The organism is Diaphorobacter nitroreducens, assembly GCF_002214645.1.
In the GTDB taxonomy this organism is placed as follows: Bacteria; Pseudomonadota; Gammaproteobacteria; order Burkholderiales; family Burkholderiaceae_C; genus Diaphorobacter; species Diaphorobacter nitroreducens.
In genome coordinates, this window is record NZ_CP016278.1 from 3,437,125 (window position 1) to 3,462,051 (window position 24,927).

32 protein-coding genes are annotated in these 24,927 nt (G+C 65.4%); 14 read left to right on the forward strand and 18 right to left on the reverse strand.

Features of this window, described 5'->3' with window-relative positions; translation table 11 throughout:
- Positions 1-24: 24 nt before the first annotated feature.
- From BA022_RS19230 to BA022_RS16065, 6 genes are all read left to right on the forward strand, one after another.
- On the forward strand, positions 25-1,137 hold the full coding sequence (locus tag BA022_RS19230; RefSeq protein ID WP_148665189.1) for a hypothetical protein: 1,113 nt from the start codon (positions 25-27) through the stop codon (positions 1,135-1,137).
- 86 nt (positions 1,138-1,223) lie between these two features.
- Positions 1,224-1,676, forward strand: coding sequence for a hypothetical protein (locus BA022_RS16045; RefSeq protein WP_088888112.1), 453 nt, complete (start codon positions 1,224-1,226; stop codon positions 1,674-1,676).
- Between the two features lie 9 nt (positions 1,677-1,685).
- Positions 1,686-1,976, forward strand: a complete 291-nt coding sequence (locus BA022_RS16050) for a hypothetical protein (RefSeq protein WP_088888113.1) — start codon at positions 1,686-1,688, stop codon at positions 1,974-1,976.
- A 242-nt stretch (positions 1,977-2,218) separates the two neighbouring features.
- Positions 2,219-2,611 (forward strand): VOC family protein, encoded by a 393-nt coding sequence (locus BA022_RS16055; protein WP_088888114.1) that lies wholly within the window; start codon positions 2,219-2,221, stop codon positions 2,609-2,611.
- Between the two features lie 18 nt (positions 2,612-2,629).
- Positions 2,630-3,391, forward strand: coding sequence for a 3-oxoacyl-ACP reductase (locus BA022_RS16060; protein WP_088888115.1), 762 nt, complete (start codon positions 2,630-2,632; stop codon positions 3,389-3,391).
- Positions 3,392-3,405: 14 nt separating this feature from the next.
- Positions 3,406-4,104: a glutathione S-transferase N-terminal domain-containing protein gene (locus tag BA022_RS16065; protein ID WP_088888116.1), complete on the forward strand. Its 699-nt coding sequence runs from the start codon at positions 3,406-3,408 to the stop codon at positions 4,102-4,104.
- Positions 4,105-4,308: 204 nt separating this feature from the next.
- Here BA022_RS16065 and BA022_RS16070 read toward each other — a convergent pair whose 3' ends face one another.
- The 4 genes from BA022_RS16070 to BA022_RS16085 all read right to left on the reverse strand — a co-directional run bounded on the left by BA022_RS16070 (position 4,309) and on the right by BA022_RS16085 (position 9,302).
- Entirely contained in the window at positions 4,309-6,396 is a 2,088-nt protein-coding gene (locus tag BA022_RS16070; protein ID WP_088888117.1) for an acetate--CoA ligase family protein, read from the reverse strand.
- 203 nt (positions 6,397-6,599) lie between these two features.
- A complete protein-coding gene (locus tag BA022_RS16075) occupies positions 6,600-7,586 on the reverse strand; it encodes a tripartite tricarboxylate transporter substrate binding protein (protein ID WP_088888118.1) in 987 nt (328 codons plus the stop codon).
- 181 nt (positions 7,587-7,767) lie between these two features.
- Positions 7,768-8,145 carry a Zn-ribbon domain-containing OB-fold protein gene (locus BA022_RS16080; RefSeq protein ID WP_088888119.1) on the reverse strand — a complete coding sequence of 126 codons (378 nt, stop codon included), beginning with the start codon at positions 8,143-8,145 and terminating at the stop codon, positions 7,768-7,770.
- 5 nt (positions 8,146-8,150) lie between these two features.
- Entirely contained in the window at positions 8,151-9,302 is a 1,152-nt protein-coding gene (locus BA022_RS16085; RefSeq protein ID WP_088888120.1) for a thiolase family protein, read from the reverse strand.
- Positions 9,303-9,537: 235 nt separating this feature from the next.
- On the opposite strand from BA022_RS16085, the gene BA022_RS16090 reads away from it, so the two are divergent.
- Positions 9,538-9,735 (forward strand): hypothetical protein, encoded by a 198-nt coding sequence (locus BA022_RS16090; RefSeq protein ID WP_088888121.1) that lies wholly within the window; start codon positions 9,538-9,540, stop codon positions 9,733-9,735.
- Positions 9,736-9,743: 8 nt separating this feature from the next.
- On the opposite strand, the gene BA022_RS16095 is transcribed toward BA022_RS16090, so the two are convergent.
- From BA022_RS16095 to BA022_RS16150, 13 genes are all read right to left on the reverse strand, one after another.
- The gene (locus BA022_RS16095) at positions 9,744-10,289 is read right to left on the reverse strand and encodes a phage virion morphogenesis protein (protein ID WP_088888122.1); all 546 of its coding nucleotides are present in this window, start codon (positions 10,287-10,289) and stop codon (positions 9,744-9,746) included.
- A 103-nt stretch (positions 10,290-10,392) separates the two neighbouring features.
- On the reverse strand, positions 10,393-11,586 hold the full coding sequence (locus BA022_RS16100) for a phage minor head protein (RefSeq protein WP_088888123.1): 1,194 nt from the start codon (positions 11,584-11,586) through the stop codon (positions 10,393-10,395).
- Positions 11,579-13,060: a DUF935 domain-containing protein gene (locus tag BA022_RS16105; RefSeq protein ID WP_088888124.1), complete on the reverse strand. Its 1,482-nt coding sequence runs from the start codon at positions 13,058-13,060 to the stop codon at positions 11,579-11,581. Before BA022_RS16105 ends, BA022_RS16100 begins: the two co-directional genes overlap by 8 nt.
- Complete coding sequence (locus BA022_RS16110; RefSeq protein ID WP_088888125.1) at positions 13,061-14,527, reverse strand: terminase large subunit domain-containing protein; 1,467 nt, start codon at positions 14,525-14,527, stop codon at positions 13,061-13,063.
- Positions 14,527-15,072: a phage protein Gp27 family protein gene (locus tag BA022_RS16115; protein WP_088888126.1), complete on the reverse strand. Its 546-nt coding sequence runs from the start codon at positions 15,070-15,072 to the stop codon at positions 14,527-14,529. The genes BA022_RS16110 and BA022_RS16115 overlap by 1 nt, the downstream gene beginning before the upstream one ends.
- Positions 15,073-15,075: 3 nt before the next feature.
- A complete protein-coding gene (locus BA022_RS16120; RefSeq protein WP_088888127.1) occupies positions 15,076-15,384 on the reverse strand; it encodes a hypothetical protein in 309 nt (102 codons plus the stop codon).
- Positions 15,384-15,728, reverse strand: coding sequence for a hypothetical protein (locus BA022_RS16125; RefSeq protein ID WP_088888128.1), 345 nt, complete (start codon positions 15,726-15,728; stop codon positions 15,384-15,386). The genes BA022_RS16120 and BA022_RS16125 overlap by 1 nt, the downstream gene beginning before the upstream one ends.
- Entirely contained in the window at positions 15,718-16,302 is a 585-nt protein-coding gene (locus BA022_RS16130; RefSeq protein ID WP_088888129.1) for a DUF2514 domain-containing protein, read from the reverse strand. Before BA022_RS16130 ends, BA022_RS16125 begins: the two co-directional genes overlap by 11 nt.
- Positions 16,299-16,841: a lysozyme gene (locus BA022_RS16135; protein WP_088888130.1), complete on the reverse strand. Its 543-nt coding sequence runs from the start codon at positions 16,839-16,841 to the stop codon at positions 16,299-16,301. Before BA022_RS16135 ends, BA022_RS16130 begins: the two co-directional genes overlap by 4 nt.
- A gap of 117 nt (positions 16,842-16,958) precedes the next feature.
- Complete coding sequence (locus BA022_RS19235; RefSeq protein WP_148665191.1) at positions 16,959-17,825, reverse strand: hypothetical protein; 867 nt, start codon at positions 17,823-17,825, stop codon at positions 16,959-16,961.
- An 11-nt stretch (positions 17,826-17,836) separates the two neighbouring features.
- Entirely contained in the window at positions 17,837-18,349 is a 513-nt protein-coding gene (locus BA022_RS19350) for a DUF4124 domain-containing protein (protein WP_187305980.1), read from the reverse strand.
- The gene (locus BA022_RS16145) at positions 18,346-18,780 is read right to left on the reverse strand and encodes a hypothetical protein (RefSeq protein WP_148665192.1); all 435 of its coding nucleotides are present in this window, start codon (positions 18,778-18,780) and stop codon (positions 18,346-18,348) included. Before BA022_RS16145 ends, BA022_RS19350 begins: the two co-directional genes overlap by 4 nt.
- A gap of 10 nt (positions 18,781-18,790) precedes the next feature.
- The gene (locus tag BA022_RS16150; RefSeq protein ID WP_088888132.1) at positions 18,791-19,171 is read right to left on the reverse strand and encodes a helix-turn-helix domain-containing protein; all 381 of its coding nucleotides are present in this window, start codon (positions 19,169-19,171) and stop codon (positions 18,791-18,793) included.
- Positions 19,172-19,334: 163 nt separating this feature from the next.
- On the opposite strand from BA022_RS16150, the gene BA022_RS16155 reads away from it, so the two are divergent.
- Entirely contained in the window at positions 19,335-19,568 is a 234-nt protein-coding gene (locus tag BA022_RS16155; RefSeq protein WP_088888133.1) for a helix-turn-helix domain-containing protein, read from the forward strand.
- A gap of 78 nt (positions 19,569-19,646) precedes the next feature.
- On the opposite strand, the gene BA022_RS16160 is transcribed toward BA022_RS16155, so the two are convergent.
- Complete coding sequence (locus BA022_RS16160) at positions 19,647-19,919, reverse strand: hypothetical protein (RefSeq protein ID WP_088888134.1); 273 nt, start codon at positions 19,917-19,919, stop codon at positions 19,647-19,649.
- Positions 19,920-20,026: 107 nt separating this feature from the next.
- On the opposite strand from BA022_RS16160, the gene BA022_RS16165 reads away from it, so the two are divergent.
- Genes BA022_RS16165 through BA022_RS16190 form a run of 6 tightly spaced genes read left to right on the forward strand, consistent with a single transcriptional unit; the run spans position 20,027 to position 24,926 of the window.
- Entirely contained in the window at positions 20,027-20,497 is a 471-nt protein-coding gene (locus BA022_RS16165; protein ID WP_013516994.1) for a hypothetical protein, read from the forward strand.
- A gap of 3 nt (positions 20,498-20,500) precedes the next feature.
- Positions 20,501-20,686, forward strand: coding sequence for a hypothetical protein (locus BA022_RS16170; RefSeq protein ID WP_013516993.1), 186 nt, complete (start codon positions 20,501-20,503; stop codon positions 20,684-20,686).
- 11 nt (positions 20,687-20,697) lie between these two features.
- Positions 20,698-21,012 (forward strand): helix-turn-helix domain-containing protein, encoded by a 315-nt coding sequence (locus BA022_RS16175; protein WP_088888135.1) that lies wholly within the window; start codon positions 20,698-20,700, stop codon positions 21,010-21,012.
- 11 nt (positions 21,013-21,023) lie between these two features.
- Entirely contained in the window at positions 21,024-21,962 is a 939-nt protein-coding gene (locus tag BA022_RS16180; protein ID WP_088888136.1) for a hypothetical protein, read from the forward strand.
- A 10-nt stretch (positions 21,963-21,972) separates the two neighbouring features.
- Entirely contained in the window at positions 21,973-23,721 is a 1,749-nt protein-coding gene (locus BA022_RS16185; RefSeq protein WP_088888137.1) for a DDE-type integrase/transposase/recombinase, read from the forward strand.
- Positions 23,718-24,926 (forward strand): AAA family ATPase, encoded by a 1,209-nt coding sequence (locus BA022_RS16190; protein WP_088888138.1) that lies wholly within the window; start codon positions 23,718-23,720, stop codon positions 24,924-24,926. The genes BA022_RS16185 and BA022_RS16190 overlap by 4 nt, the downstream gene beginning before the upstream one ends.
- Position 24,927: the final 1 nt, after the last annotated feature.

The following is a 24,927-nucleotide window of genomic DNA, read 5'->3' on the forward strand; positions in this document are numbered from 1 at the left end:
GAATACGTTCAACGGGAGGCATAAATGACACAAGCAAATGAAGGAACAAATCAATCGATAAATCAGCTGCAGGCTGATGCAAGCGAGTTGATCGCAACCCTAAAGGCAAAGTTGGTCGAAGCAGAGTCTTTGCAATCTCGCATTATTGATGTTTTTAATGCGGCCGAGTCTAAGGGCGCTGAGATCGGCGCTATTGCCACAGCTGCACTTGCAGCGAAAACTCAGATAACTGATGGCCAAGCAGTAATATCTACGAAGTCCTCTCATATTCAGGATGCGCAGATTCATGCTGACGCAGTTCGAGCAGAGCTTGATCGACTCCAAACTGTTGTAACTCAGAAGGCGACAGAAACCGAGGGACAGTACCAGCGGGCTGAAGCAGCGAAAGATGCTGCCGCCGAAGCTCTGGCTGAAATACGCGCGCACAAGACGGCAGCAGAAGCGGATGCAACTGTCGCGGCAAGTTCTCGCGATGCCGCCGAGGCCGCAACCGCAGCCAGCAAGAAACTTGCAGACAAAGCGGAAACTGTCGAAAAAAAGATCACGGCCTATGAAAATCGTTTGGCCGAGCTTGATAATCAATGCAACGAAAAGCTAGAAACCATCACAGGCCTTCTCCCCGGAGCCACAGCGGCTGGCCTTGCTCATGCATTCGACGATCGCCGCAAAACATTCCTGAAACCAGGAACGCGATGGCAATGGTTATTTGTTGGTTCTGTCAGCTTTATCGTTCTACTTGCTCTCACAGGTCTTTGGCATGTCTACAAGTCTGGTACGCCATTAACCTGGGACGAACTTGCACGCCTGTGGGTTGCACGCCTGCCAATCGCTGGCGCGTTAGTTTGGCTAGCACTCCATGCAAGCCGCGAATCCGCGCTTGCCAAACGCCTTGAAGAAGACTACGGGTACAAAGCCGCCATCGCGGCGTCGTTTCAAGGTTTCCAAAAGCAGATGGCGGACCTTGGAAGCTCCGTTCAAGAGAGCTCCCCGCTCAGTAAGCTTTGCGGCGATACGCTGGCAACAATCGCCAGTCCTCCCGGGCGTATCTACGAGAAGCACCAACTCACCGTGACCGCCAGTGGTGAACTTGCAGCTGCTGCGGCTGAGGTTATGAAGCGAGAAAAGGTCGCCAAATAAATCTCAGATGGGACATAACACCTTTATTTCACCGGACAGCCTGCGGCTGCCGGTGAATTTGAACGTTAGACCTCACAGGCGACTCCATGCCAGACCTCACAGCTATTGGCGCCGTCCTTGGCAGCCTCAAGACAGCAACGGAGATCGCAAAGTTCATTCGCGAGAGCGATGTCTCAATCGAACGAGCCGAGTTGAAGCTGAAGGTGGCTGATCTGATCGGGGCTCTCGCAGACGTAAAGCTAGAACTGGTTGAACTACAAGACTCGTTCGCGGCAAAGGACCAGCGGATTAAAGAACTCGAGGAAGCTTTCGAGGCGAAGGATTCAATGGTTCGGAAGTACGACGCGTACTACAACGCTGGCCCAGACGGCGATCCATTCGGGGCACCATACTGCCTGCGCTGCTGGGAGAGCGACCATAAGCGCCGCTTGCTCGTCCACGATGCGAAGGACTTCAGGACTCGCCTTTGCACGAGTTGCGGTCACAAGTACGAAGGCAGACTTGCCGGCGACATCCAGCCTTTAAAGTCCACCGGTTGAGACGGCAGAATGAAATCAGAGCTGTTAGAAGCAATTGATGCCAAAAAGACTGTCGAACTCCGTTACCACCGGTATGCGCGCACCGTCGAGCCACATGCCTACGGCCGGGACAAGAACGGAGACGAGATTCTCAGGTGCTTTCAAATATCTGGTGGCAGCAAGAGCGGTGAACCCATTGGCTGGAAGCTACTGAAGGTTGCTGAGGTTTACACCATCCATGTTGAGAATTCCACTTTTCAGACTAGGGACGGTTACCGCACGAACGATAAGGCAATGGAATATATCTTTCGTCAGGTGTAGCGTGAGGCCTAACCCTCGCTGCAGCGGAGCGCCTTCGGCGCTCGCTGAGCTGTGACGTTAGGGTTAGGCATACGACTCGTCCCACGACCATCGGCTGCGAGTAGGGACTGCTCGTTGATACCTCCTTGTAGCTTTCCTGCGGCCCAGCGCTTCGCCCGCTACTATCTGTGCCCGCGGCGCATGTGCCGCGCGCCTGTCCTCCAGGTGCCCACCAAGCATTTCACCAAGGAGACCCACCCCCCATGTTCAGCCACGTCATGCTGGGAGCCAGCAACCCCGACCAATCCAAGCAGTTCTACGACGCCTTTCTGGGCGCCCTGGGCTGCAAGCCTGGCTTCACCGACCCCAAGGGCCGCACCTTCTGGCGCCACGCGAGCAACACCTTTGCCATTTCCGCGCCCATCAACGGCGAGCCGGCCTGCTTTGGTAACGGCGCTACGACGGGCTTTGCGGCCGAGTCGCCCGAGCAGGTGGATGCGGCGCACGCGGCAGGCGTGGCCAGCGGCGGCGTGACGTGTGAAGACCCGCCGGGCTGGCGCGAGCATGCGCCGGGCGGGCGGCTGTACCTGGCCTATCTGCGCGACCCGGCCGGCAACAAGCTGTGCGTGCTGCACCGTCCGCCCAAGGCCGCCTGACCCCCGGAGCGTTCACGCATGCAACTGTCTGAACAATGGGTGCTGGTCACGGGCGGCGCCCGGGGCCTGGGCCAGGCCATCACGCGCGCCGTGGCGCGCGAGGGCGCGGGCGTGGTCATCAACTACCACCGCAGCGATGCCGCCGCCAAGGCGCTGGCCGACGAGCTGGGCCCGCGCGCCATCGCGCTGCAGGCCGACGTGACCGACGCCGCCGCCGTGCAGCGCCTGTTTGCCACCGCGCGCGAGCGCACGGGCGCCCCCATCAGCGCCGTGGTGAACAACGCGCTGGCGCAGTTCTCGTTCGACGGCGATGCGCGCCCCAAGCTGGGCGAGATCACCTGGGAGCGCTTCAGCCAGCAGATCGAGGGCGCGGTCAAGGGCGCGCTCAACACCATGCAGGCCGCGCTGCCCGCCATGCGCGCGCAGGGCTTCGGGCGTGTCGTGAACGTGGGCACCAACCTGTTCCAGAACCCGGTGGTGCCGTACCACGACTACACGGCGGCCAAGGCCGCGCTGCTGTCGCTCACGCGCACGGCGGCGCACGACCTGGGGCCGGATGGGATCACGGTGAACATGGTGTCGGGCGGGTTGCTGCGTACCACCGACGCCAGCAGTGCCACGCCCGAGGCGGTGTTCGATCTGATCGCCAGCATGACCCCGCTGCGCCGCGTGACCACGCCGGCCGAGTTTGCCGACGCGGTGCTGTTCTTCCTCTCGCCGTGGGGCCGCGCCGTGACGGGGCAGAACCTGGTGGTGGACTGCGGCCTCGTCAAGGATTGAACAAGGAGTTGCCCATGGCATGGACCCACCCCATCACGGCCAAATGGCCCGCCGTGCACCCCGACCGGCTGCAGCTGTATTCGCTGCCCACGCCCAACGGCGTGAAGGTGTCGATCCTGCTGGAAGAGACGGGGCTGCCGTACGAGCCGCACCTGGTGAGCTTTGAGACCAACGACCAGCTCTCGCCCGAATTCCTCGCGCTCAACCCCAACAACAAGATCCCCGCCATCCTCGACCCCCATGGCCCCGGCGGCCAGCCGCTGGCGCTGTTCGAGTCCGGCGCCATCCTGGTCTACCTGGCCGAGAAGACCGGGCGCTTTCTGCCGCAGGACGCCGCCGCGCGCTACGAGACGCTGCAGTGGCTGATGTGGCAGATGGGTGGCGTGGGGCCGATGTTTGGGCAGCTCGGGTTCTTCCACAAGTTCGCGGGCAAGGACTACGAGGACAAGCGCCCGCGCGACCGCTACGTGGCCGAATCCAAGCGCCTGCTGGGCGTGCTGGAGCAACGCCTGACGGGCCGCGACTGGATCATGGGCAGCGACTACACCATCGCCGACATCGCCGTGTTCCCCTGGGTGCGCAACCTGGTGGGCTTCTACGGCGCGGGCGATCTGGTGGGCTTTGACGCCTTCCCGCAGGTGCAGCGCGTGCTGGCGGCCTTCGTGGCACGCCCCGCCGTGCAGCGGGGGCTGGAGATTCCGGCGCGGGGCTAACCCGGCGCGGGGCATCCCGGCGCGGGGCTGACCCGCCCGAGGCTCACCCCACCCAGGGCGCTCGCGTGACGCGGTGAGCCCTCACGCATCCGGCCCGGCGCAGCACAAGCGCACGCACCAGAGGTGGGCGTGCGCCGCACCCCGGCCAGCGCGCCGGTTCATGGTAAAAAACGGCTCTAGCGCTTATGTAGCAAGCGCGAGCAGCTATGCTTTTGATACTTCCACCAGCGCATCCACCACCACGGCGCCCTGGCCTGCGGCGCCCACCATCACCGGGTTCAGGTCCAGCGATGCAATGGCGCCGCCGGCACCCGCGATCACCTGGCCTACGGCCACGGCGATGCGCGACAGGGCGGCCACGTCCAGCGGCGGCTCGCCGCGCACGCCATCCAGCAGCGGGGCGATGCGCAGCGTGCGCAGCGCGGCCTGCACGTCGGCCTCGGAGAACGGGGGCAGCAGCACGGCGCAGTCCTTGAGCGCTTCCACGTACTTGCCGCCGTCGCCCACCACCACCACGGGGCCAAAGATCGGGTCCATGCGCGCGCCCACCATGAACTCGTGCTGGCCCTTGCGCGTGGCCGCCACGATCACGCCGTCGCGCTGCACGCCCATCGCGTCCATCTTGGCCCAGAAGCGCTCGAACAGCTCGGCCGCCTGCTCGCGCGTCTGCACGTTGAGAGCCACCAGCCCGTGCTCGGACTTGTGCGGCACCTCGGCCGAGCAGGCCTTGACGACCGCGGGCGCGCCGATGGCGTCAAACGCTGTGCGCGCCTGGTCGGCGGTACGGCACAAGTGCATGGGCACCGTGGGCACGCCGTGGCGCGCCAGCAGGCCCAGGCTGTCCACCTCGTTCAGAAAGCCCTGTGTGCCGGCAGGCACCTGCACGTGGGGCAATGCGGGCCACGTGGCGCGCGGCTGGCGCATCCGTTCCGTGTGGCCGGCCACCTGGGCCAGCACGGCAATGGCCTCGCCCTCGTTGGGGAAGGTGGCGATGCCGTGCGCGCGAAAGGGCGCCGCCACGCTCTCTTGCCACGCGGCCACGGCCACGGGTTTGCCCGTCGCGGCCTCGAAGGTCGCGGCGTCGCGGGCGAAACGGTCCACGTCGTAGCCCGCGCCGGCCACGGGAATGTTCAAAAAGAACAGGTCCGCCGCCGGGTCCTGCGCCACGGCGGGCAGCACGTCGCCGAACAGGCCGCTGTTGGACAGCAGTGCGGCTGTGACGTCGATGGGGTTGCTGGCGGTGGCAAAGCCCGGCAGCTTGGAGGCCACGTCGGCCTGCGTGGCGGGGCTCAGCTCCGCCAGGGACAGGCCCATGTCTTCGGCGGCGTCGGCGCCCATCACGCAGCTGGCGCCGGAGTTGCTGATCACCACCAGGCGGCGGCCCTCGGGGCGCCAGCCCTTCAGGTAGGCGTGCGCGGCGCGTGCCTGCTCATGCGGGTCGCGCACGCGCCAGATGCCGTGGTGCTTGAAGAAGGCGTCCACCGTGCGGTCCTCGTTGGCCAGCGCGCCCGTGTGGGACGACGCGGCCTTTTGCCCGCTGGCCGACCGCCCGGCCTTCACCGCGACGATGGGCAGGTCGCGCTCGCGTGCATAGGCGGCGGTGGCGGCCAGCATCTCGGGGTGGGCGATGTTCTCCAGGTACAGCAGCAGCAGTTGCACATCGGGGTCGTGCGCCACGGCCCAGGCCATCTCGGACGCGGTCACGTCGGCCTCGTTGCCCGTGGCATGCACATGGCGCACGCCCAGGCCGCGCCCGCGCAGCAGGCCGTAGGCCATGGCGCTCATGCCGCCGCTCTGGCTCACGATGCCCACGGGGCCGTCCATGGGCGGCACTTCGATGAACATGGTGGAAAAGCCCGCGATGGCGCCCGTGCCGAAGTTGGCCAGGCCCTGGGTGTTGGGGCCGTACAGGCGCATGCCGGCGGCGCGCGCGGTGGCCACCATGTGGTCCTGCAGCTCGCGCCCGGCGGGGCCCGTCTCACCAAAGCCCGAGGCGATCACCACGGCGGACTTCACGCCGCGTGCGGCGCATTCTTCCACGGCGGCGACGGTCTTGTCGCCGCCCACGGCGATCAGCGCCAGGTCGGGCACCTCGGGCAGCGCGGCCAGGCCGGCGTAGCTCTTGTGGCCCTGCACTTCCTCGCGCGCCGGGTTGATGGGATAGATGGTGCCCCGGTAGCCGTGGCGCTGCATGTAGTGGATGGGCCGGCCGCCGATCTTGTGGATGTTCTCGGAGGCGCCAACGATGGCGACCGAGCGGGGGTTGAGTGCGGAGGTAAGAAGGTCAGACATGATGGGTCGCGAGACGTTGGGCGTTCAGTCGCCCCGCCGCTGGCAGGGGCGTGGAATGCAATGGCAGGGACAGTGGCGCGGCGCAGGCAGTTAGCACACGCCAGCTCGGCGGCAACCCGCCCGGGGCCTGAAGCCGGCCGCGCCGCCCCCGCAGCGCCCAGCGGGGCGAGCGTGTAGCGCGCGGCGCGGTCATTCAGCGGGCCTCAGTCAATCTTTGCGCCGGAGGCCTTGACCACCTTGCCCCACTTGTCCACCTCGGCCTGCAGGAAGCCGGCGTAGGCGGTGGGCGTGTTCCAGGCGGCGGCAAAGCCCTGGGCCTCAAAGCGCTGCTTCACCTCGGGGTTGTCCAGCGCCTTCTTCAGCTCGGCGTTCAGGCGGTCCACCACCTCCTTGGGCGTGCCCGCGGGCGCCAGCACGCCGTTCCAGGCGATGGCCTCGTAGCCGGGCAGGCCGGACTCGGCCACCGTGGGGATGTCCGGCGCGCTGGGCGAGCGCTGGCTGCTGGTGACGGCCAGCGCTTTCAACTTGCCGGCCTTCACGTGCGGCATGGACGAGAGCATGGTGTCGAACATCAGGTCCGCCTGGCCGCCCATCACGTCGGTGAGTGCGGGCGCGCTGCCCTTGTACGGCACATGCGCCATCTTCACGCCGGCCGACGCGCTGAACAGCTCGGCCGACAGGTGCGTGGACTGCCCGTTGCCGGACGACGCGTAGTTGAGCCCGCCCTGCTTGGACTTGGCCAGCGCGATCAGCTCCTTCACGTTGTTGGCGGGCGTGGCGGGGTGGGTCACGATGACCAGCGGCCCGCTGGTGAGCTGCGAGACGGGCGCGAAGTCCTTGGTGATGGAGTAGTTGAGCTTGCTGAACAGCGAGGGGTTGATGGCGTGTGCCGTGGTGGCCACCACCAGCGTGTAGCCGTCCGCGGGGCTGCGGGCCACGGCCTCGGCGCCGATGTTGGCACCCGCGCCGGGGCGGTTGTCGATCACGAAGGGCTGGCCCATCTGCTCCTGGAGCTTTTGCGCCACCACGCGCGCCACGATGTCGGTGGGGCCGCCGGGCGGGTAGGGCACGACCAGCTTCACGGGCTTGTTCGGGTAGTCGCTGGCCCAGGCAAACGGCATGGCGGCGGCGCACAGCGCGGCGCAGGCCAGGCCCGTGAAGCGGCGGCGGTGTAAAGAGGTGAATGGCATGGTTTGTCTCCTTGTGATCTTTCAGTCGATGGATGAAAAGCGCGGCCGATGCAACTGGCGCAACCGAAACCAGGGCAGCCGAGCAAGGGCCTGGGCCGGCCGCGCCGCCCCGCAGCGAGGGCTCAGTCCCCCTGCCCGCGTTGCGCAGCAATGCGAGAGCGGGGGGAGGACGCGAAGCGTCTCAGGGGGGTGTTGCTTCATCTGGCACGAAGCGCAGCAGCGGCCGACCCAGGTGCTCGAAGAATTCGGCGCGCACGCGCTCGCCGATCTGCACGCCCGCGGCCGCGTGGCCCATGAGGCGCGGGCCCTCGTCGAGCTGCACGATCGCGAGCGTGTAGGGCGCCAGCGCGCGGAAGTCCTCCGAGGGCGCGCGCGCCACCACCGTGGTGGCGCGCACGGTGGCGGTGCCGGCGGCGTCGCGCCAGTCCAGCCCCTCGTGGCCGCAGCGTTGGCACGCGTAGCGCGCCAGGGTCTGGGCATGGCCGCAGGCGGCGCAGCTTTGAAAGCGCACCACGCCCGCGCGCAGGCCGTCGTTGAAAGGGGTTGCCAGCGAGGTCATGGCGGTCAGCCCTCCGTTGAAAGAATGAGGCTCACGTGGGACGACATCACGCCCCCGTCGGCATGGATGAAGGTGCGTTGCGGCGCACGGATCTGCCGCTCGCCCGCCTGGCCCGTCATCTGCCGCCAGGCCTCCACGGTGTGGGCCATGCCGCCGGCCACGCCGCAGTGGCCGAACGACAGCAGGCCGCCGTGCGTGTTCAGCGGCAGCGTGCCCGTGGGCGCGAAGTCGCCCGCGCGGGCCCGTGCGGCGGCGCCGGCGCGCGGCGCGAAGCCGATCTCTTCGAGCAGCATCACCAGCGTGATCGTGAATGAGTCGTAGATGCCCAGGTAGTCGATGTCCGGCGGGCTCAGGCCGGCCTCGGCAAAGGCCTGGGCGGCGGCATCGGATGCGCCGCACCGCATCACGTCGGCCATGGCGGTGAGGTGCTGGTGGCGGTGTGCCTGGCCCGCGCCCGCCAGGCGCACCGGGGCGTGCGGGCCGGGCTCGGCCGAGACGACGAACGCCATGGCGCCGTCGGAAATGGGGCAGCAGTCCAGCAGCGACAGCGGCGCGGCGATGGGCTTGGCGGCCAGCACCTCGGCATGGGTGATGGGCGTGCGCAGGTGCGCCTCGGGGTGGCGCGCGGCGTTGGCGCGCATGAGCACGGCGAACTCGGCCAGGTCGGCGCTGGTGACGCCCGTGCGGTGCATGTATTCCGAGGCCATCAGCGCGTAGTACGCGGGCACGCTGGCGCCGTTGGGCACCTCGTAGTCGGCGTCGCCCACCTGGGCGAGGGTCTGGATGGAGCTGTCGCGCGACTGACCCGTGAGGCGGTTCTCGCCCGCCACCACCAGCACGTTGCGGCAGCGGCCCGAGCGCACCAGCTCACGCGCGGCCATCAGCATGGCCGCGCCCGTGGCCCCGCCCAGCTGCATGCTGTGCGCGTAGTGCGGCGCCAGTGCGAAGCGCTCGCAGAACAGCGTGGAGAGCATCAGGTGCGGCAGCGTGGTGGCGTAGCCGCACAGCACGCCGTCGATGTCGGCGCGCGCCAGGCCGGCGCTGGCCAGCGCCTGGCGCGCGGCGCCGGCCATCAGGTCGAGCGCGCCGCGCCCTTCGTGGCGGCCAAAGGGTGTGCTGCCCGCGCCGCGCAGGTAGGCGGGGGAGGGTGGGGTCATCGCGGGGTCTCCGGGAGGGTTCTTGAGGGGGAGGCTGCGCCGGCCTGGCGGCGGCTGGTTGAACGGGAGTGAGATAAAGGAAGAGTGAGAGGCGCGATAAATCGGGATTTTCGGGGCAGTTCCGGGATGAAACGGGACGGAGTTTTGAAAATCTCTTTTGCATCAGGAAAGAGATGCGCTGGTCGTGACAGCATCATTGCGTCGCCGCATCTTTGCGGTGCAACAGAGAACTCTCATGATGAGCGTTAGCCTCCAAGACGCCCTGACACTCAAAGCTGCTCTGCAACAGGCCCGAGCGCTCCCGCAAGGGTACTTGCTCCGCGAGCAACTACTTGCCGAGCTGGAACTCAAACAGCAACTCTATATCGACCAGCTTGTGCTTGAGAATGCACCGGAAGACGATCTAGCTCTGATCGAGTTGCGCTCAATTTAGCGCTCCCGCTATTCACCCGCAAGGTAGCTGCGGATCAGCTCAGCGATGTTGGTCCGGTCATCCGCCGACAGCCCGAGAAACGGCCGCGCCGGGATGTCGCCCCAAGGGATCGGGAAGCTGCCATTGCGGGTGGCGTACATGCCAAAGCCGAATTCCCCTGACTTGGCTCCGTAGTGGAAGGTGCTGGCATAGACCATGGGGCTGCCTATGCTCACCGCGTCGTCGCCCTGCGGCTGGTAGTTGATCGTCGTGGCCAGCATGCGGGTCTCGCCGGTGCCGGGCTTCTTGCTCGCTAGCTTCTGCTCGCTGCGCTTGGTGAGCGATCCGTCCTTCTTGCGGGCGAACAGCGCACCGTAGTTCGCCAGCGTGACCGCGCTGTTGGGTGCCCAGGCCTCGCCGTCTGGCCCTGTGGCGGTAGAAAACCGCTGCTTTGTCGCCTCAGCCTGGTCCTCGCCGATTTCCCTCAGCAGCGGCTGCAGGTTCTGACCGCGCTTAACCAAGCCGTGCAGGTAGTCCAGGCCGCTGCGGTTGGTCAGTTCGATGATTTGCGGCATGGCGCCTCCCTGCGTAAAATCAGTCCAGCCTTGTGCAGCATCGGCCCCCGGTAGTGAACGCCGGACTCGTCTTGGACGTAATGGTCGGGGGTACAAGGCTTTTTCATTGGCGGGCCCGCGTTTTGATCACCAGGCTCAGCAGCTGCAGCGAGCGGTTGCGCTTGCCCGATAACACCTCCCACACCGTCCTGAACGTCTCGCCGTCAATCGCCTTGGTGGCGACCAACGTGGGGTTGCCTTTCTTGGAGCGATCGCCGGCCCGCAATGCGTCAGGGTCGTTCAGCACCTCCTCCAGCACCGCATAGTCCCGCGGAACTGCCGGCCGCTGCCCCGAGCCATCAAAACCGTGAGAACTCAGCGCATGCCGTGGCGCATCAGCCGGCAGAAGCACCGTGTATCCCTGCGCGTTGACCCCGGTCGCATCCTGAATCCAGTCGGGACGTTCGGCGAACCCCAGCCACAGCGGCTCCCGCTTTTGGCGATTGGCGAGTACTTCACGCACGAAGTCCGGCACCAGCGTCTCGGTGTCGATGGTGCGGTTCACGTCGGCGGAAAGCGCCTTGCTGATCGCCGGCGGATAGTCGACCAGCTTGTCCTGAACAAAGCTGCGCAGCTCGTCATCGGCCCGCGCGCCAGGCGCATAGTCCCAGCCTGCATCCAGGCCCACCGCAGTGCCGGTGCGCGGGTCGGTGGCATCCCAGCCGTCCGGCGGCGCGCTGGCATCGCCCTCCCCGGGCTCGGCCACCGCCACTACGCGGCACTTGCACCCCCAGCCATTCGGCGGAAAGTGGGTCTCCCAGAAGGGATGATCGTGGCGCAGCGTCAGCCGCATGTCGCCCCACTGCTTGTGGTGCGGTCGCGGGTGGGTGACGCTGTCGTTGTGCACATAGCGCCAGTACGGGCGCCGCTGCAGCAAGTCCGGGTCCAGCAGCTGGGCGCGGCGCCCGGCCGCATAGGCCGTGGTCATGTTGGTCTGGTAAATCACCCGCGTGCGCCACGCCTCGCCGGCCGCGCTGCCCTCGCCAGTCCAGCCGGTCCAGCCGTGCTTGGCCACGATATCCGCAAAATGCTTGCGAAACTCGCCGATGGAGCCACCCTGCACGGCCTCGTCAACGGCGCGGCGCAGGTCAGCCAGCAGATCGGCCTTCATGACACCTGCCACCATGAAGGCGCGATCGTGCGCCGCACGCTGAATATCGCGCCAGGTCTCGCTGGGCAGATTCAGCTTGTTCCTGAAGAACGCGATCTGCTCGGCAAACTGCTGCCGCGCACCGTTGATCACGTCGGCATCAGCCACGACGCGCCTCCTGATCGGCCTGGTCGCGTCCCTGCAGGTGGGCCAGCTCGAACGCCATGGCCATCAACTCCGTCAGCTGCTCGGTGGGCAACTCGCTATATGCATCCAGCAAAGCGTCCTGCAGGGCCTGCAGGTCGGTGTGCGACTGCACCAGGCTGCGCACCTGGTCCACCCATGCGTCCACTATCGGTGCGGCTCCATCGCCCAGCTGCTGTACACCCGCAGCCTGGTTAGCGCCTGGGCTATCGGCAAACTCCACGGGGGCGGCGGCCGGCGCAGGCGCCTCCTCGATGTCGCCTTCCTCCAGCTTGTAGGCGCGCATCCAGTAGCGCCGCGTGAGCCTGACGCCCGAGCGCGTGAGCGATTCGTCCCGGTCGGCCTGTTCCTTGTTGACCTGCTCCTCCTCGTACAACTCCACCTTGGGCGCGGGGGCGTCCGTGCCTTCGTTCACATCCACCACCCAGCGCAGCAGTTGGTTCAGCGTAGCCTCCACCATGCGCGCGTCGCCGTCGCGGATCTCCCTGGCCACTTCCAAACCGGCCGTAGCGCTGGCATGGGTGCTGCTGGCCTCGGTGCTCTGGTTCTGCCCCAGCAGCGCGATCGCTACCTCCGAGCGGCAGAACATCAGCAGTTCCTTGTACATCTCCGCGCTCGCACTGCGGTCGCTGGCCTCCAGCGTGTCCACGCTGGCATCGTCTGGAATCACCGCCACCGCGTCCTGGATCATCGACTCCAGCTTGTCCAGCAGCTCATCGTTCTGGTGCTGCGGTGTGCCACGCGGCGTTTTGGCCACCAGCCAGGGCGTGCCGTACTTCTCGGTGAAGGTCACCCAGAACTTCAGCCCGCCACGCTTGAACACCGTGGGCCAGAAGCACATGGACAGATCTGCGAACCCGTAGGGGTTGGCATAGCTCGGCTCCTGCCTGGCCAGCAGAAATTTGCGGATCGGCAGCTCCTCCCCGGTCAACGGTTGCGCACGGCTCTTGAAGCGCAGCTGTGCCTCCTGGTCGAACATGAACCACTCGCCCGGTTTGCCCACCACCTGCAGCGGCGCCAGCGCACCGCCCGTCCAGCCCCACTCCAGCTCCAGCGGTTGCCAGCCGAACAGCACGGCGTCCAGAATCTCATTGCACAGGCGGTCCATGTCCAGGCCGCTGAAAATGTCGCTGGCCAGGCGCGTGGCGCGCGCGCTGGCCTTGTCGCGCAGCACGCGCCGCTCCAGTGACTTCACCGCCGCCTTGCGCCGACGGATGCAGCCGCCCACGTGCGCATCGCTGCGCAGATCGCGGTACACGCGAATGTCCTTACCCTGCTTTTTCAGGATTGGGTCAGGGTTGGGCAGCATGAAGCCCAAGCCAAACAGGTCGCCCGAGCGGGCGCGCGTGGCGATCTCATCGACCAAGGGCGCATGGGGCTTCTTCGTCTCGGCGAACGAGACGAACTCGGTGGGGGAAACGTAGATTCCGCGGGTCATTCAATAGCCTTCCAGGGAGATGTCCAGGCGACTCGCGCGCGGGCGGCTGGCGACGTGCACTGGCCCCCAATCCATGCGGGCCGCGGCGTGCGAATAGATGCAGGCCATCGTGCTGTCACCGTGGCCGATTTCCTTGTCGGTAGATTCGGGCATGCGGGGCACGCCGCGGATCAGGCGAATGGCGCGGTGGCCCTGCAGCAGGCCATCGTGCTTGGGCACCAGGATGGTTCCGTCCTCCAGCGCCGCTTTGTAGGGCGGCATGTTGTCGCGGTACCAGCCCTCGGTAGGCATTAGCCGCTGCACCACCGATCCGTACTTGTCGTGCGCCGCCTCGCCCACATAGCTGCCGTTGCCTCGGCTGTCGATCACCATGCCACACTTGCGCGGCAGTGCATCGCCGATCGCAAACAGCACCTGCAGCTGCTGGTTGTAGGGCACGTTCTTCATCTCGGCGATGAAGGGGATGCGCTGGTGCAGGTTCGTCTCGATCTCGTTCGGAGCGATAGACGACAGGTCTCCGGTGCGCGCGAAATCCATGCCCAATGCGTGACGAAGTCCAGGCTCGAACTTGAGCAGCGGCTGCAGCACGTCGCCGATCCAGTCCCCCATGATTCGCTTGCGCAGATCCGGCGTGGCGTTGTTGAACTCCTGCGTACCGTTGAAGCGGATCACCGGCCATTCGCGCATGCGGCTTTCCACCAGCGCGCGTGTGAGCCAGGCGCCGCCGCCCTGGGCTGGAATACAGAACAGCTCCTCGTCCTCGTTTGGACGATAGCGGTCGATCGTCGCCTTGCGCCAGGCCGCCTCGGCCTCGAGCGACCACACGCGGCCAGTAACCGTGCAGATCTTGCGGTACAGGCCATCGCGCAGTGCATCGTCGAGCGTCACTCGGTGCAGGCTGTAGTCGTAGCGGCCGGCGCGCACGTCGTTGATCAGCTCGTTGAACGGGTTGTCCGCCCCGTCGTGCGTGCTGATGATGCGGATCTGGCCGCCCCACATGGTCATGGCCATGGCCGCCTTCAGCAGTTCCTTGATGTCGTCCACGAAGGCGGCTTCGTCGATCACCAGCCGCTCGCCGGGTCGCCCCTTGCTGCGCAAGTTGCGCGGGTTGCTGGTGAAGGCCTGGATCATGTGCCCGCTGTCGAACTTGATCGTGTAGGTGAGGATTTGCTTGTCCTCTTCTTCGATCACCGACTCCTCGATCTGCCCGGCTGCCGCGTTGAATGCCTTCGCCCATGTGGCGCAGTCGCTGATGAAGCCCGCCGTCATGTCCTTGTTGTAGGAGATGTAATAGACGTTGGCTCCCTGAGCGCTGGCGGCGTACAGCACATCGTCGGCCGCCTCGGCATAGCTGATACCGATACGGCGCGACTTCTCGATGATCTTCACCGGGGACTGATCTGCGATCCAGTCCACCTGGTACTGCATCAGGATGCGCGCGGCCTGGGCGACGGCGGTGTGCTGCATCAGAGCTGCCCCATGATGGCGGCGCGCAGCGCACCGACGCCCTCCGCCGACAGGCCTTGCTGCTTCGCGGTAGCCGCTGCGGTGGCACTGGCATCTTCCAACGCCTTGCGCCGCGCCTCGGCCTCGATGGCCGCGCGAGCCTCCATGCTGAAGCGCTTCTGCGTCACGCTGGCCTTGCCGATCTCGGCCGCGTTCTTGAACAGCTTGTTCACGTCCACGTCCTCGGCGTTGATATCCAACTCCATCAGCAGGCTGAAAATCTTCTCCTGCGTCATGCGCACCACGGCAGCGCCCAGCTTGTCCTCCTCGTCCGGTGCGGCGTCCACCAGGGCACGGGCCTGTTCGCTGGCCATCTTCAGCTGGGCCATGCGCTGCTCAAAGGGTGAGCCATAGCGCTGCAGTGCTGACTTGGAGATATCGGCACCGCGCTTCTTCAGGTCTTGCGCCAGCTGCACATAGTCGCCAAAGCCGCGCTTCACCAGCTCGGCGTCCAGCCACTCCTTCAGCTCGGGCGGCAGCTCATGCACTTTGCTGCGACGAGGCATGGCTTACACCTGCGTGATCTTGGGGCGCGCCACGCCGGGCTGCGCGTCGATCGTGTACTCCACGAAGTCGATGCCCGTGCGGGTCAGATCCACCATCCAGCGGTCCATGGCGTCCTTGGTGATGCGCACCATCTCGCGCTCCTCCAGATAGTCCAGGTTCAGGCGCACCTCCTGGTGGGTCGCATCGGGGTACACCGAGCGCACGATCACCAGCAGCGGCTCCGTGTAGATGCCCACGGGGCGGCTCAAATTGATGGCCTGCAGCAGGTGCCAGCGAATGTCCTCGCGGCGGATTTTGGCGATATCGATCATTACTTCTTCACTCCCAACTGATCCAGGCTCCGCTCCATGCGCAGCGCGAAGTTGTCGATGCGCGTCTCGATGATTCCCACGTGCCGCACGAAGTCGTCGCGCCGCAGGTACTCACGCGCCATGTCGGCCTGGTGCTTGCGGAACTCCCTCTCCAGCTCCAGCGTGGCCGAGGCGTTGCGGTCCTGCGTTTTGGCGATGTCTGCCATCACCTTGCCCAGCGCGTCGAAGCGCTCGCTGATGCGCTTCTCGCCCTGGTGGCTGATCACCTTCAGCAGTGCCCATAGCGCCGCAATGAACAAGGCGGCCACCGTGATGACGTTGGTCATCGTCAGTTCAAAGATCATGAGAAAGGGGCTCCTGGGCGTTGGGAACAACGGTGCGCAAGAAGTCCTGCAACCCGCTCACTTGGGTGCCGAGTCGGTCAGCCTCTGCTGCCACTGCTGCATATCTGCGGCTGCAGCTTCCAAGAAGCTCGCGGGCGGTGCGGGCTGCATCAACGAGGGCGGCGGTGTCGGCACTCTGGCTGGCGCTGGGCATGTCATTGCCACCAGGGGCGAGTTGCGCGTTGAGCTCGGCGATGGTGTCGAGCAGGCTGCGGTTGCGAGCGTCAGCGCGGCCAAGAGCAGCGCGCAGAGCGCCCTCACGTTGTGCTTGTTCATGGGCGATCCTTTCGGTTTGAATCTGCTTGGCCTGCTCATCCTCCCGAGCAAGGGTCTCGGCCAGGGCGCGGCGCCGCCCGGCTTCGGCCTCGGCTTCCTTTTCTTTGGCGCGTCGCTCGGTCTCAGCCAGGTGCCACTCCTGGCGTACGCGCTCAGCACCCTGGGTATCGCCGAGGGCTATCAGGTGCGCGTTCCAAGCGCGCACGCCCAGCACTACGGCCAGGGTCAGTACCGCGGCAGCTATGACGCGCAGACTCATGGCGTGGCCTCCAGGGGTTCACCCAGGCACATGGCACGCAGGTGCTTGCGATCGGTCCACACGCCCCTGCAGGTGCGGTTGTCGGGGTGGCTGCAGCGGTCCCGCGGCTGGCGCACGGGGCCGGCACGGTCGTAGAGCAAGATTGCGTCACAGGCGCCGGGGTAGTCACCGGCCTGCAGGCGTTGCACCAGCGTGCTGGGGCCGGTGCGGTCGTTGTTCTTGCACACCGTGGGTGCGCCTACGTTGTAGGCCAGGCCTACATAGGCGTCCCATTCGCGCTGGTGCAGCGGGACAGCCAGGCAGCGCTTCAAGGCCACCTCGTATTCGTTCGCGTCGGCGCGCAATCGCACCAGCGCGCGCACGGGCGTGGTGCTGTCGCCCATCTTCACGCCGGCCGTGGAGCCGAAGCCCACCGTGGGCACCTTGGCGCCATGCACGGGGTCGGGGTATGCGCGATCGCTGTAGCCCTCGCGCTGGGCGATATAGACCAGCCCGGTGGCGGATAGCGCCAGAGCCGCTATGGCAATGCGGTTATCCATGGGGCACCTCTGCGCTGGGGTGCCCTGTGCGGACGTGAGGGGAAGTCATGCACGGCAGGATGCCGTGCGCGCGCGATCAGCGATAAATGTCGCGCGACATTGTTTGAAGATGGGGCTTCAAACCGATGACTGAGATATTCCGTTAGCGATATAGACGCCAGCCTCATGCGCCTTTCCGAGGAGGTAGCCATAGCCCTTACTGAGCTTCTCGACGTCCCCAACGAGCGTTGCCGCACTCTTAAGAGCGTTGCCCATTTTTTGCCGGAGAGTTTCTACTTCAGGCTTGTTGTCATTTTCCTCAAATTCCGCCTTGAGACTTTCTTCCTCAAAGTGAGCGTTTGAAACTGCCTGTCTGACAGTTTGCTGCAGAGGCTTTATCCCCTGAATGGGGAACAAGAAAAGCGCACTCTCCAAACCACGGAGAACCTCTTCTGCATACGCACGAAAATGGGGTGGGATTCCCTCCAGCGCAAGCGCCTCTTCTAGTTCGCGGATCTGGTGCCGCAAAACATCCATTGCTTCAGAGGAGACAACATCATCTTCATCGGGCAGCACAATAGAGCACCACCGTAGCGTCAGCAAAGCTTCATTGTTGACGTATTGCAGCGTGTGGTCTCTTCCCTGATTAAACAGGTTGAGACTGAGCGCACCGCGAAGGTGGTTCAAGTGTGACGATGTCAACGAATCAGGCACCCCATGTGCCCGAACAGCTGAAGCAATTGCGTCGATTTCCCGGCTAATGGCGTCATGCGCTCGACCGATCGCATGCTCATCACGTGCATCGTTGTGCTTTTCGTTGATGTGTAGTGCTTCCTGCCAATTGTCTCGAATAGCAGCATGGCTGGTCGCTCTTCGTTTGAAGTTGCTGAAGAAATTGAAGAGACGGCCTGCAGCGTTATTGCCGACTTCTCTCGGGGAGCTCTGAGAGGAACTATTAGAGGCTTGCGGATGAGTCTTAGGCATACCAAAAAAATCTGTATTCATGGCTTGCACGGTTAGTTAACGCTCCACTCCAGCCGCTTCGCCTGAATCTTTGTCCATTCGGCGCTGAGCTTTCCGTTGTCAAATTCGCATGCAGCCATACGCGTGACCACGCCTCCGAAGCCATTCGTGGCATGCAGCGTCATGCGTAGAACGCGCTTGTCTTGAAACTTGGGCTCGGAGTAATAGGCGCTTGCTGGATCACGCAGCAATGGCCTATACCATGCAAGGCATTGATCCGCCTGCGACTCAAGGACGGACTTCATCGGGGCGACTGGAACTGGCGCCGGAAGCGCTGCAGGTGCTGGTGACGGAGCAGGTGCTTGTGACACCGTAGGCACAGAGGACGCAGGATACGGAGGGCGGGCCGTATGACCAGACGCCGGCCGTACTTCGATCTTCTCGCCTTGCCCCATGCAAGGCGCATCCTGAAACACGACCTTGCCATCAGGCCCCTTGCATTTGTTAATGGCCCAACTGGGAAAGGCCAGCGCCAGTGCACACATAACAACGGCTTGCTTGATCATGCTCGGTTCCTCTCCTCATTGCGTTGGATGGCCTCTACGTATCGGCGCACGCGGTAAAGCTGTTGGCTGTTCAACTGGTTGACCAGGCCGGTGTTGAACTCGCTGCGCATGAATGCCACCACCTTGTTGTAGGTGCGCGGCTGCAGTTGTTTCATTCGTGCGAACACATCGCGTTGCTCAGGCGTGGTGAGGCGACCGCAATCGTTCGAAGCAGGAGGGCTGCCGGTAGGAGCCTGTGAGGGCGTCGCTGCGACTGCATAAAAGTGCTGGTGTGTCACTTGCGTCACGTGCACGGCGCTGCTGTGCGTGCTTCGGTCCATATGCAGCCCGCCCTGGACCTTGCCTACCTGCACTGCGTTGTCGCCTACGACTTTCTGTTGCGGCAGCAGCTTGGCCAGCCAGGCCAGCAACTGCCTCGGTAGCTCACTCACACCTTGGTCCTCACCTGTTCTTGATACGCGCCTTGCCCGTCACGCTGCCAATCTGAATCGCGTCGTCGCCCACCACGGATTGGCCACCGCTGCTGCCTGCCCCACGGGCGGATGCGGGCGGCATGCCTGCGGCCAGCAGCGCGGCCGTCTGGATCAGGTGCTGGCGCGCCTGGGCGTTGCAGCGGCGGTAGCTGTCCAGCAACACCTGCTCCGCAGCGTCATGCGCGGGGTGGGCGCCGCTGCGCTCGCCGGTGAGGACGTAGAGCACATCCACACCGGCAGCTGGAAGAGCTGCCAAGTAACCCGCGTCAGGCAAACGCTCGCCTGATTCGTAGTTCCTTTGAGAGCGCGCGGTGACGCCGCACTGCTCAGCCAGCGCTTGTTGGCTCATGCCAAGCGTTTCCCTCGTCTCTCGCAATCGATCTGCAATAGAAGGCACAAATATTCCTAATCACCTATTGCAATGCGGAACATTCGTGCCGCATAATTCGCACAACAACAAACCAACCAATGCAACAGAGCCAACTGCTGCACAACAAATAGGACGCACCGCCATGACGAAATCTCGCGCGCAGGTACGTGCCGAGTTCGCCCGCAAGGGCTGGTCCATCTCGGCCTGGGCCAAGAAGAACGGCTACTCGCCCAACATGGTCATCGCCATTCTGGCTGACGACGAAGTCAATCCCCGTCTCAAGTGCCTACGCGGCGATGCGCACAACATCGCAGTCACGTTGGGTCTTAAGGCTGGTGAGGTCTCGCGGGAAACCCGCCGCACCGCGGTTGCGTGAGGGTCATTTTCATGTGTCCCGCACCCAATGTAACAAATTGCCGTAACGCGAAGCTGACGCCCACCGAGGCCCAGCGCATCAGCGACGTGCTGATGGCCCAGCATGCGCGAGCAATAGCACCCTTGACAGCTCTTCGAGCCCGGATTGCCAAGCTGGCTCTGGCTGCGTCTGCGCCAGCATCTCCAGATCACGCGCCAGTTGCGGCAGGTCTGCATGGCCAGCCTTTGAAAGATGGCGGGCCAGTGCCACAAACGCCGCACGCTGCACCGCCTGCGCTGCATTCAGCTCGCGCACTTGGTCCAGCAGTTCCTCCAGCACATCCGGCAGGTCTTGAGGGTGTTGCATGTTCATCCTTCCAGGGTGGGGTGTGACATGGCTGCACTTTGCCACCCTGAAAGCTGCTTTCAGCATTTCCACGCCGGCATTTGTTTGGACGCCGCCCGCGAAGGGGGCTTCCAATGATCCGCAGAGATTGGAAACGCCTGCGCGCCAGCAGCCTGGTGCACGCCATGCGCCTGTGCAAGGAGTACGCCCAGGCCAAGCACAACCTGAGCGTGGAGCGCATCGCAGACCGCATGGGTGCCACCCACGACACGCTCTACAAGTGGCTGGCCACGGGGCGCATGCCCGCCATCCTGATCCCAGCCTACGAGCTGGCCTGCGGCTGCCACTACATCAGCGACTGGCTGGCCGCCAGCGCCGGCCGCCTGGTGGTGCCCATGCCCACCGGCCGCAAAGCCGAGGGCACAGAACTACTGGACATGAACAGCAGCTGCGCCGCCGCCCTGCAACTGCTCACCGCCTTCTACCAAGCACCCACGGAGGCCGACACCGAAGCCACCCTGGCCGCCCTGCGTCTGCACCTAGAGCAGGTGGCCTACCACCACCACAACGTGGCGCAGTACGCCACCCCTGAACTGGAGTTTTGAGCCATGGACGAACTTGACATCACCTATGCCCTGTCCAAACAGATCCCGGACATGGAGCGCGGCTTCACCATCAGCACCAGCTATGGCGACTTGGTGGTGGAGGCCCATGAGGCGGCTGCCTTCGTAGAGGCGGCCAACCTGCTGATGTTCCAGCGCCTGGCCGCCCTGCGTGGCTCGAAACAGTCGTGAGGGAGCCAGGCATGAGCCGCGCCACCGACTACACCAACGCCGCGCAGCAGCGCATCTTGCACCTGCAGCTGGCCCTGTTCGGCGACGTGGTCCATGGGTACCCGCCCAGCAAGCTTGCCGAGCTGCTGCGCGTGCCAGCTAGCGCCATCACCCGCGACCTGGACAACCTGCGGACTGCCGGCCTGGCCGAGCGTGACGAATCCACCGGCCACTGGCGCCTTACGCCCCGCCTGCCGCAGCAGGCCATCAAGGTCTTCAACGCCATCGACACGGCCCAGCGCCGCGTGGATGAAGCCCGCAACCGATTCACCCGCAACCCCGACTGAGAAAGAAGCCCATGGCACGCCAACCCAAGAAGATCGAAGCGCAAGACGTGGATGACAAGACCATCGACCAGGAGAAGTTCACAGGCGCCATGGCGGTGATGCGCGCCGACGAAGGCGCCCAGGCCCTCGCGCTGTCCCAGCGCGAGACCACCGTACGCGCCGTGGCCCAGCAACTTGGCTACCAGCTGCCGGCAGACGCCACCGACCCCGACCTGATCCAGCGCGACATTGCCGCCAACATGCGCCGCAGCGTGGAGGCCTGCCTGGAGGTGGGCCGTGGGCTGGCAGTACTGAAATCAGCTTGCGAGCACGGCCAATTTGTCGCTCGCCTTGATGTTCTCGGTCTGGAGCGGTCCGTGGCAGTCCGGTTTATGCAAGCAGCGACCAAGTTCTCAAATGCTGCGACGTCGCAACATTTGGTCAAGGCCATCGGAAACCAATCCAAGCTGTTCGAGATGCTCGTCCTTGACGACGAGCAGATCGAGGAGCTGGAACTTACTGGCCATACCGGCGAGCTGTCCCTCGACGACGTGGCCACCATGAGCGTGAAAGAGTTGCGCGCCGCGCTGCGCGAGTCCCGCGCCGAGCATGACGCCACCAAGGCCGTCATGACCAAGAAGCAGGCCCGCATCGACCAGCTCGAACGCGCTCAGGCGCGCATTGCCAAGCTGCCACCGGACGAGGAGCTGGAGAAGCTCCAACAGGAGGCCACCACACACCTGCTCGCAGCACAGGGCGCCATCCGCGGTCAGCTGCGCGCAGCGCTGATCGCCCTGCAGAACCACCAGGAGGACAACAGCACCTTCATGGCCGGCATGGTGGGGCAGCTCATGGCCGACCTGACCCTGCTGCGCGACGAGTTCAACCTGCCCAGCCTGGCAGACGGCGCCCAGCCTGAGTGGCAGCGCTGGGCCGCCGCGCAAGGCGCTGGAGCCGCTCAAGCGAACTGAAGGCTGCTGCATGAGCCCCGCACTCATCGAAGCCCTGCTGGACGTGGCTCGCCGCGCCCAGGAGGCTGGCCACGGTGGCAAGGAAGCCGTCTACGCCGCCGCCTGCCAGCACCTGGGTCTGTCGCGCGCCACGCTCATGCGCCGCATCAAGGAGGTCACCGTGAAACCCGAACGCAAGCGCCGCTCCGACGCGGGCGCCACCGCCCTGAGCCTGCCCGATGCGCAGCTGCTGAGCACCACGCTCATGGAAGGCTACCGCGCCAACGACAAGGCCATCCATGCGCTCAAGCTGGCGCTGGTGCGGCTGCGCGCCAACCGGCCGCACTTTGCCTGCACGCTGGATGCGACGACCGGCGAGATCCGGCCGCTGTCCGACAGCGCCTGCGCCCGCGCGCTGCGCACCTATCGGCTGCACCCCGACCAACTGCGCCAGCCCGAGCCGGTGCAGGCCCTGGCCAGCGAGCACCCCAACGACGTCTGGCAGATCGACGCCTCCATCAGCACATTGTTTTATGTGCCCGAGGGCGGCGTGGCCGACATGGACAAGGCGGTGTTCTACAAAAACAAGCCCGAGAACTTCGAGAAGATCAAGCGCCAGCGACTCACGCGCTACGTGCTCACCGACCACTGCAGCGGCGCCATCTTCGTGCACTACGTGGCCGGGGGAGAGTCCATCGTCAACATGGCCGAGGCCTTCCTGGCCGCGATTGCCCAGCGCCCCGGCCAGCAGATGTACGGCGTACCGTTCCACCTGATGATGGACCCGGGCAGCGCCGGCATTGGCGGCGCGTTCAAGACCCTGCTGCGCCGCCTGCAGGTCAAGCCCGTGGTGAACGAGGCGGGCAACCCGCGCGCCAAGGGCCAGGTGGAAAACGCCCATAACCTGGTCGAGACCAACTTCGAGAGCGGCTTCAAGTTCCAGCACGTGCCCAGCATCGCATGGATCAACGAGCAGGCCGCCTTGTGGATGCGCTACTACAACAGCGTGCGCGTGCACAGCCGCCACGGCCTGACGCGCTGGGCCAAGTGGATGGAGATCACCCAGCAGCAGTTGCGCCTGGTAGGTGCTGACCTGGCGCGCCAGCTGCTCACCCACGAGCCGGCCACCCCGAAGGTGGACCGCGAACTGTGCGTGCGCTTCAACGGCCGGGTTTGGTCGGTCAAGCACGTACCGGGCGTGATGGTGGGCGAGAAGCTCACCGTCACCTTCAACCCCTTCAACCCAGCCACCGCCTACGTGCTGGACCGTGACGCACAGGGCGACGAGGTATTGATCGAAGTGCCCGAGGTGCTGCGCGATGCGCACGGCTTTGCCGAAGGCGCCGCGTTGATCGGCCGCGAGCACAAGGCGCTGCCCGAGACCGCGGCAGACGCCAACCGCAAGCTGGTGGAACGCATTGCCACCGGCGCGCAGACCGATGAGCAAGCCGCCGCCGCGCGCAAGGCCAAGGCGCTGCCCCTCGGCGGCACCCTCGACCCGTACAAGCACCACGCGGACCTGCCCGACGTGGCCATGTTGCCGCGCCGCGGCACCGAGCTGCAGACCGGCGTGGCCACCCACAAGGCCCCGGCCCGCGTGCTCTCTGGATTCGAGGCCGCGGCCGAGCTGCGCCGCATGGGCCTGGAGATGGATCGCGAGAAAACCGCCCAGTTGCGCGCCTGGTACCCCGATGGTGTGCCCGAGGACCAACTGCAGGCCCTGATGGAGCGCCTCACGGTGCGCGCCGGGCTGCGCGTGGTGGCAGGGGGTGGCGCATGAGCCTCTCAGCCTTGTTCTCCGAATTTGGCGTGCCCCAGTCCGATCTGCGCCGCGCCACCGGCCTATCGCGCTCGGCCGTCAGCCGCCTGGTAGCGCATGGGCAGTGGCCGGCGCGTGGCGCGCGCCAGGTCATCGACCGCATTGCCACCTATCTGCAGCAGCGGGGCCTGACGGCCGCGCAGCTCAAGACCGCGCAGCTGGCCTTGCTGGTCAGCAGCACCACGAAGTTGGCCCCGGTGAGTTCGCACCTCACCGAGGCCGCCCCTGAAGTCCCGAAACCAACCGAAACCCCCGAGGAGGAAACCATGCTACTGCAAAACGAAGCCCTGTCCCCTGAAGCGCGCAAGCACTTCAACCTGCCGCGCAACCCGTTCCAGGACGATGTGCAGACACCCGACGACGTGTACCAGACGCCCAGCGTGCGCTACGTGCGCGCGGCGCTCAACGACTGCGCGCAGCACCACGGCTTCCTGGCGGTGGTGGGCGAGAGCGGCGCGGGCAAGAGCACCCTGGCCGAAGACCTGGAGGAGCGCTTGAAGGCCGACAAGAAGGACGTGTTGATCATCCGCCCCTACGTGCTGGCCATGGAGGCCAGCGATGCCAAGGGCAAGACCCTGAAGGCCAGCCACATCGCCGAATCCATCGCCGCGGCACTGGACCCGCAGCTCAAGGTCAAGAGCAGCCCTGAGGCGCGTTTTCGCCAGGTGCACGAGCTGCTCAAGGCCAGCCACCGCGCCGGCCGCCGCCACCTGTTGCTGATCGAGGAGGCGCACTGCCTGCCTGGCGCCACGCTCAAGCACCTGAAGCGCTTCATTGAGCTGAAGGACGGCATGCGCCGCCTGATCGGCGTGGCCCTGGTCGGCCAACCCGAGCTGCGCGACCGCCTGTCCAGCCAGAACGCCGAGGTGCGCGAGGTGGCCCAGCGCTGCGAGATCGTGGAACTGGAGCCGCTGGACGCTGAACTGGAGGGCTACCTGCGCCACAAGTTCGCCCGCTTTGACCTGCGGTACGAGGACGTGATGGCCCCCGACGCGGCCGACGCCATCCGCACGCGCCTGGTGCACATCCCCCGCGGCGGCAAGCCGCAGGACGCGCGCAGCGAGTGCTACCCACTCGTGGTCAACAACCTGGTCTGCCGCGCCATGAACGCCGCCACGCGCGCCGGCTGGCCCGTGGTGGATGCCCAGGTCATCGCAGGGTGCTGAA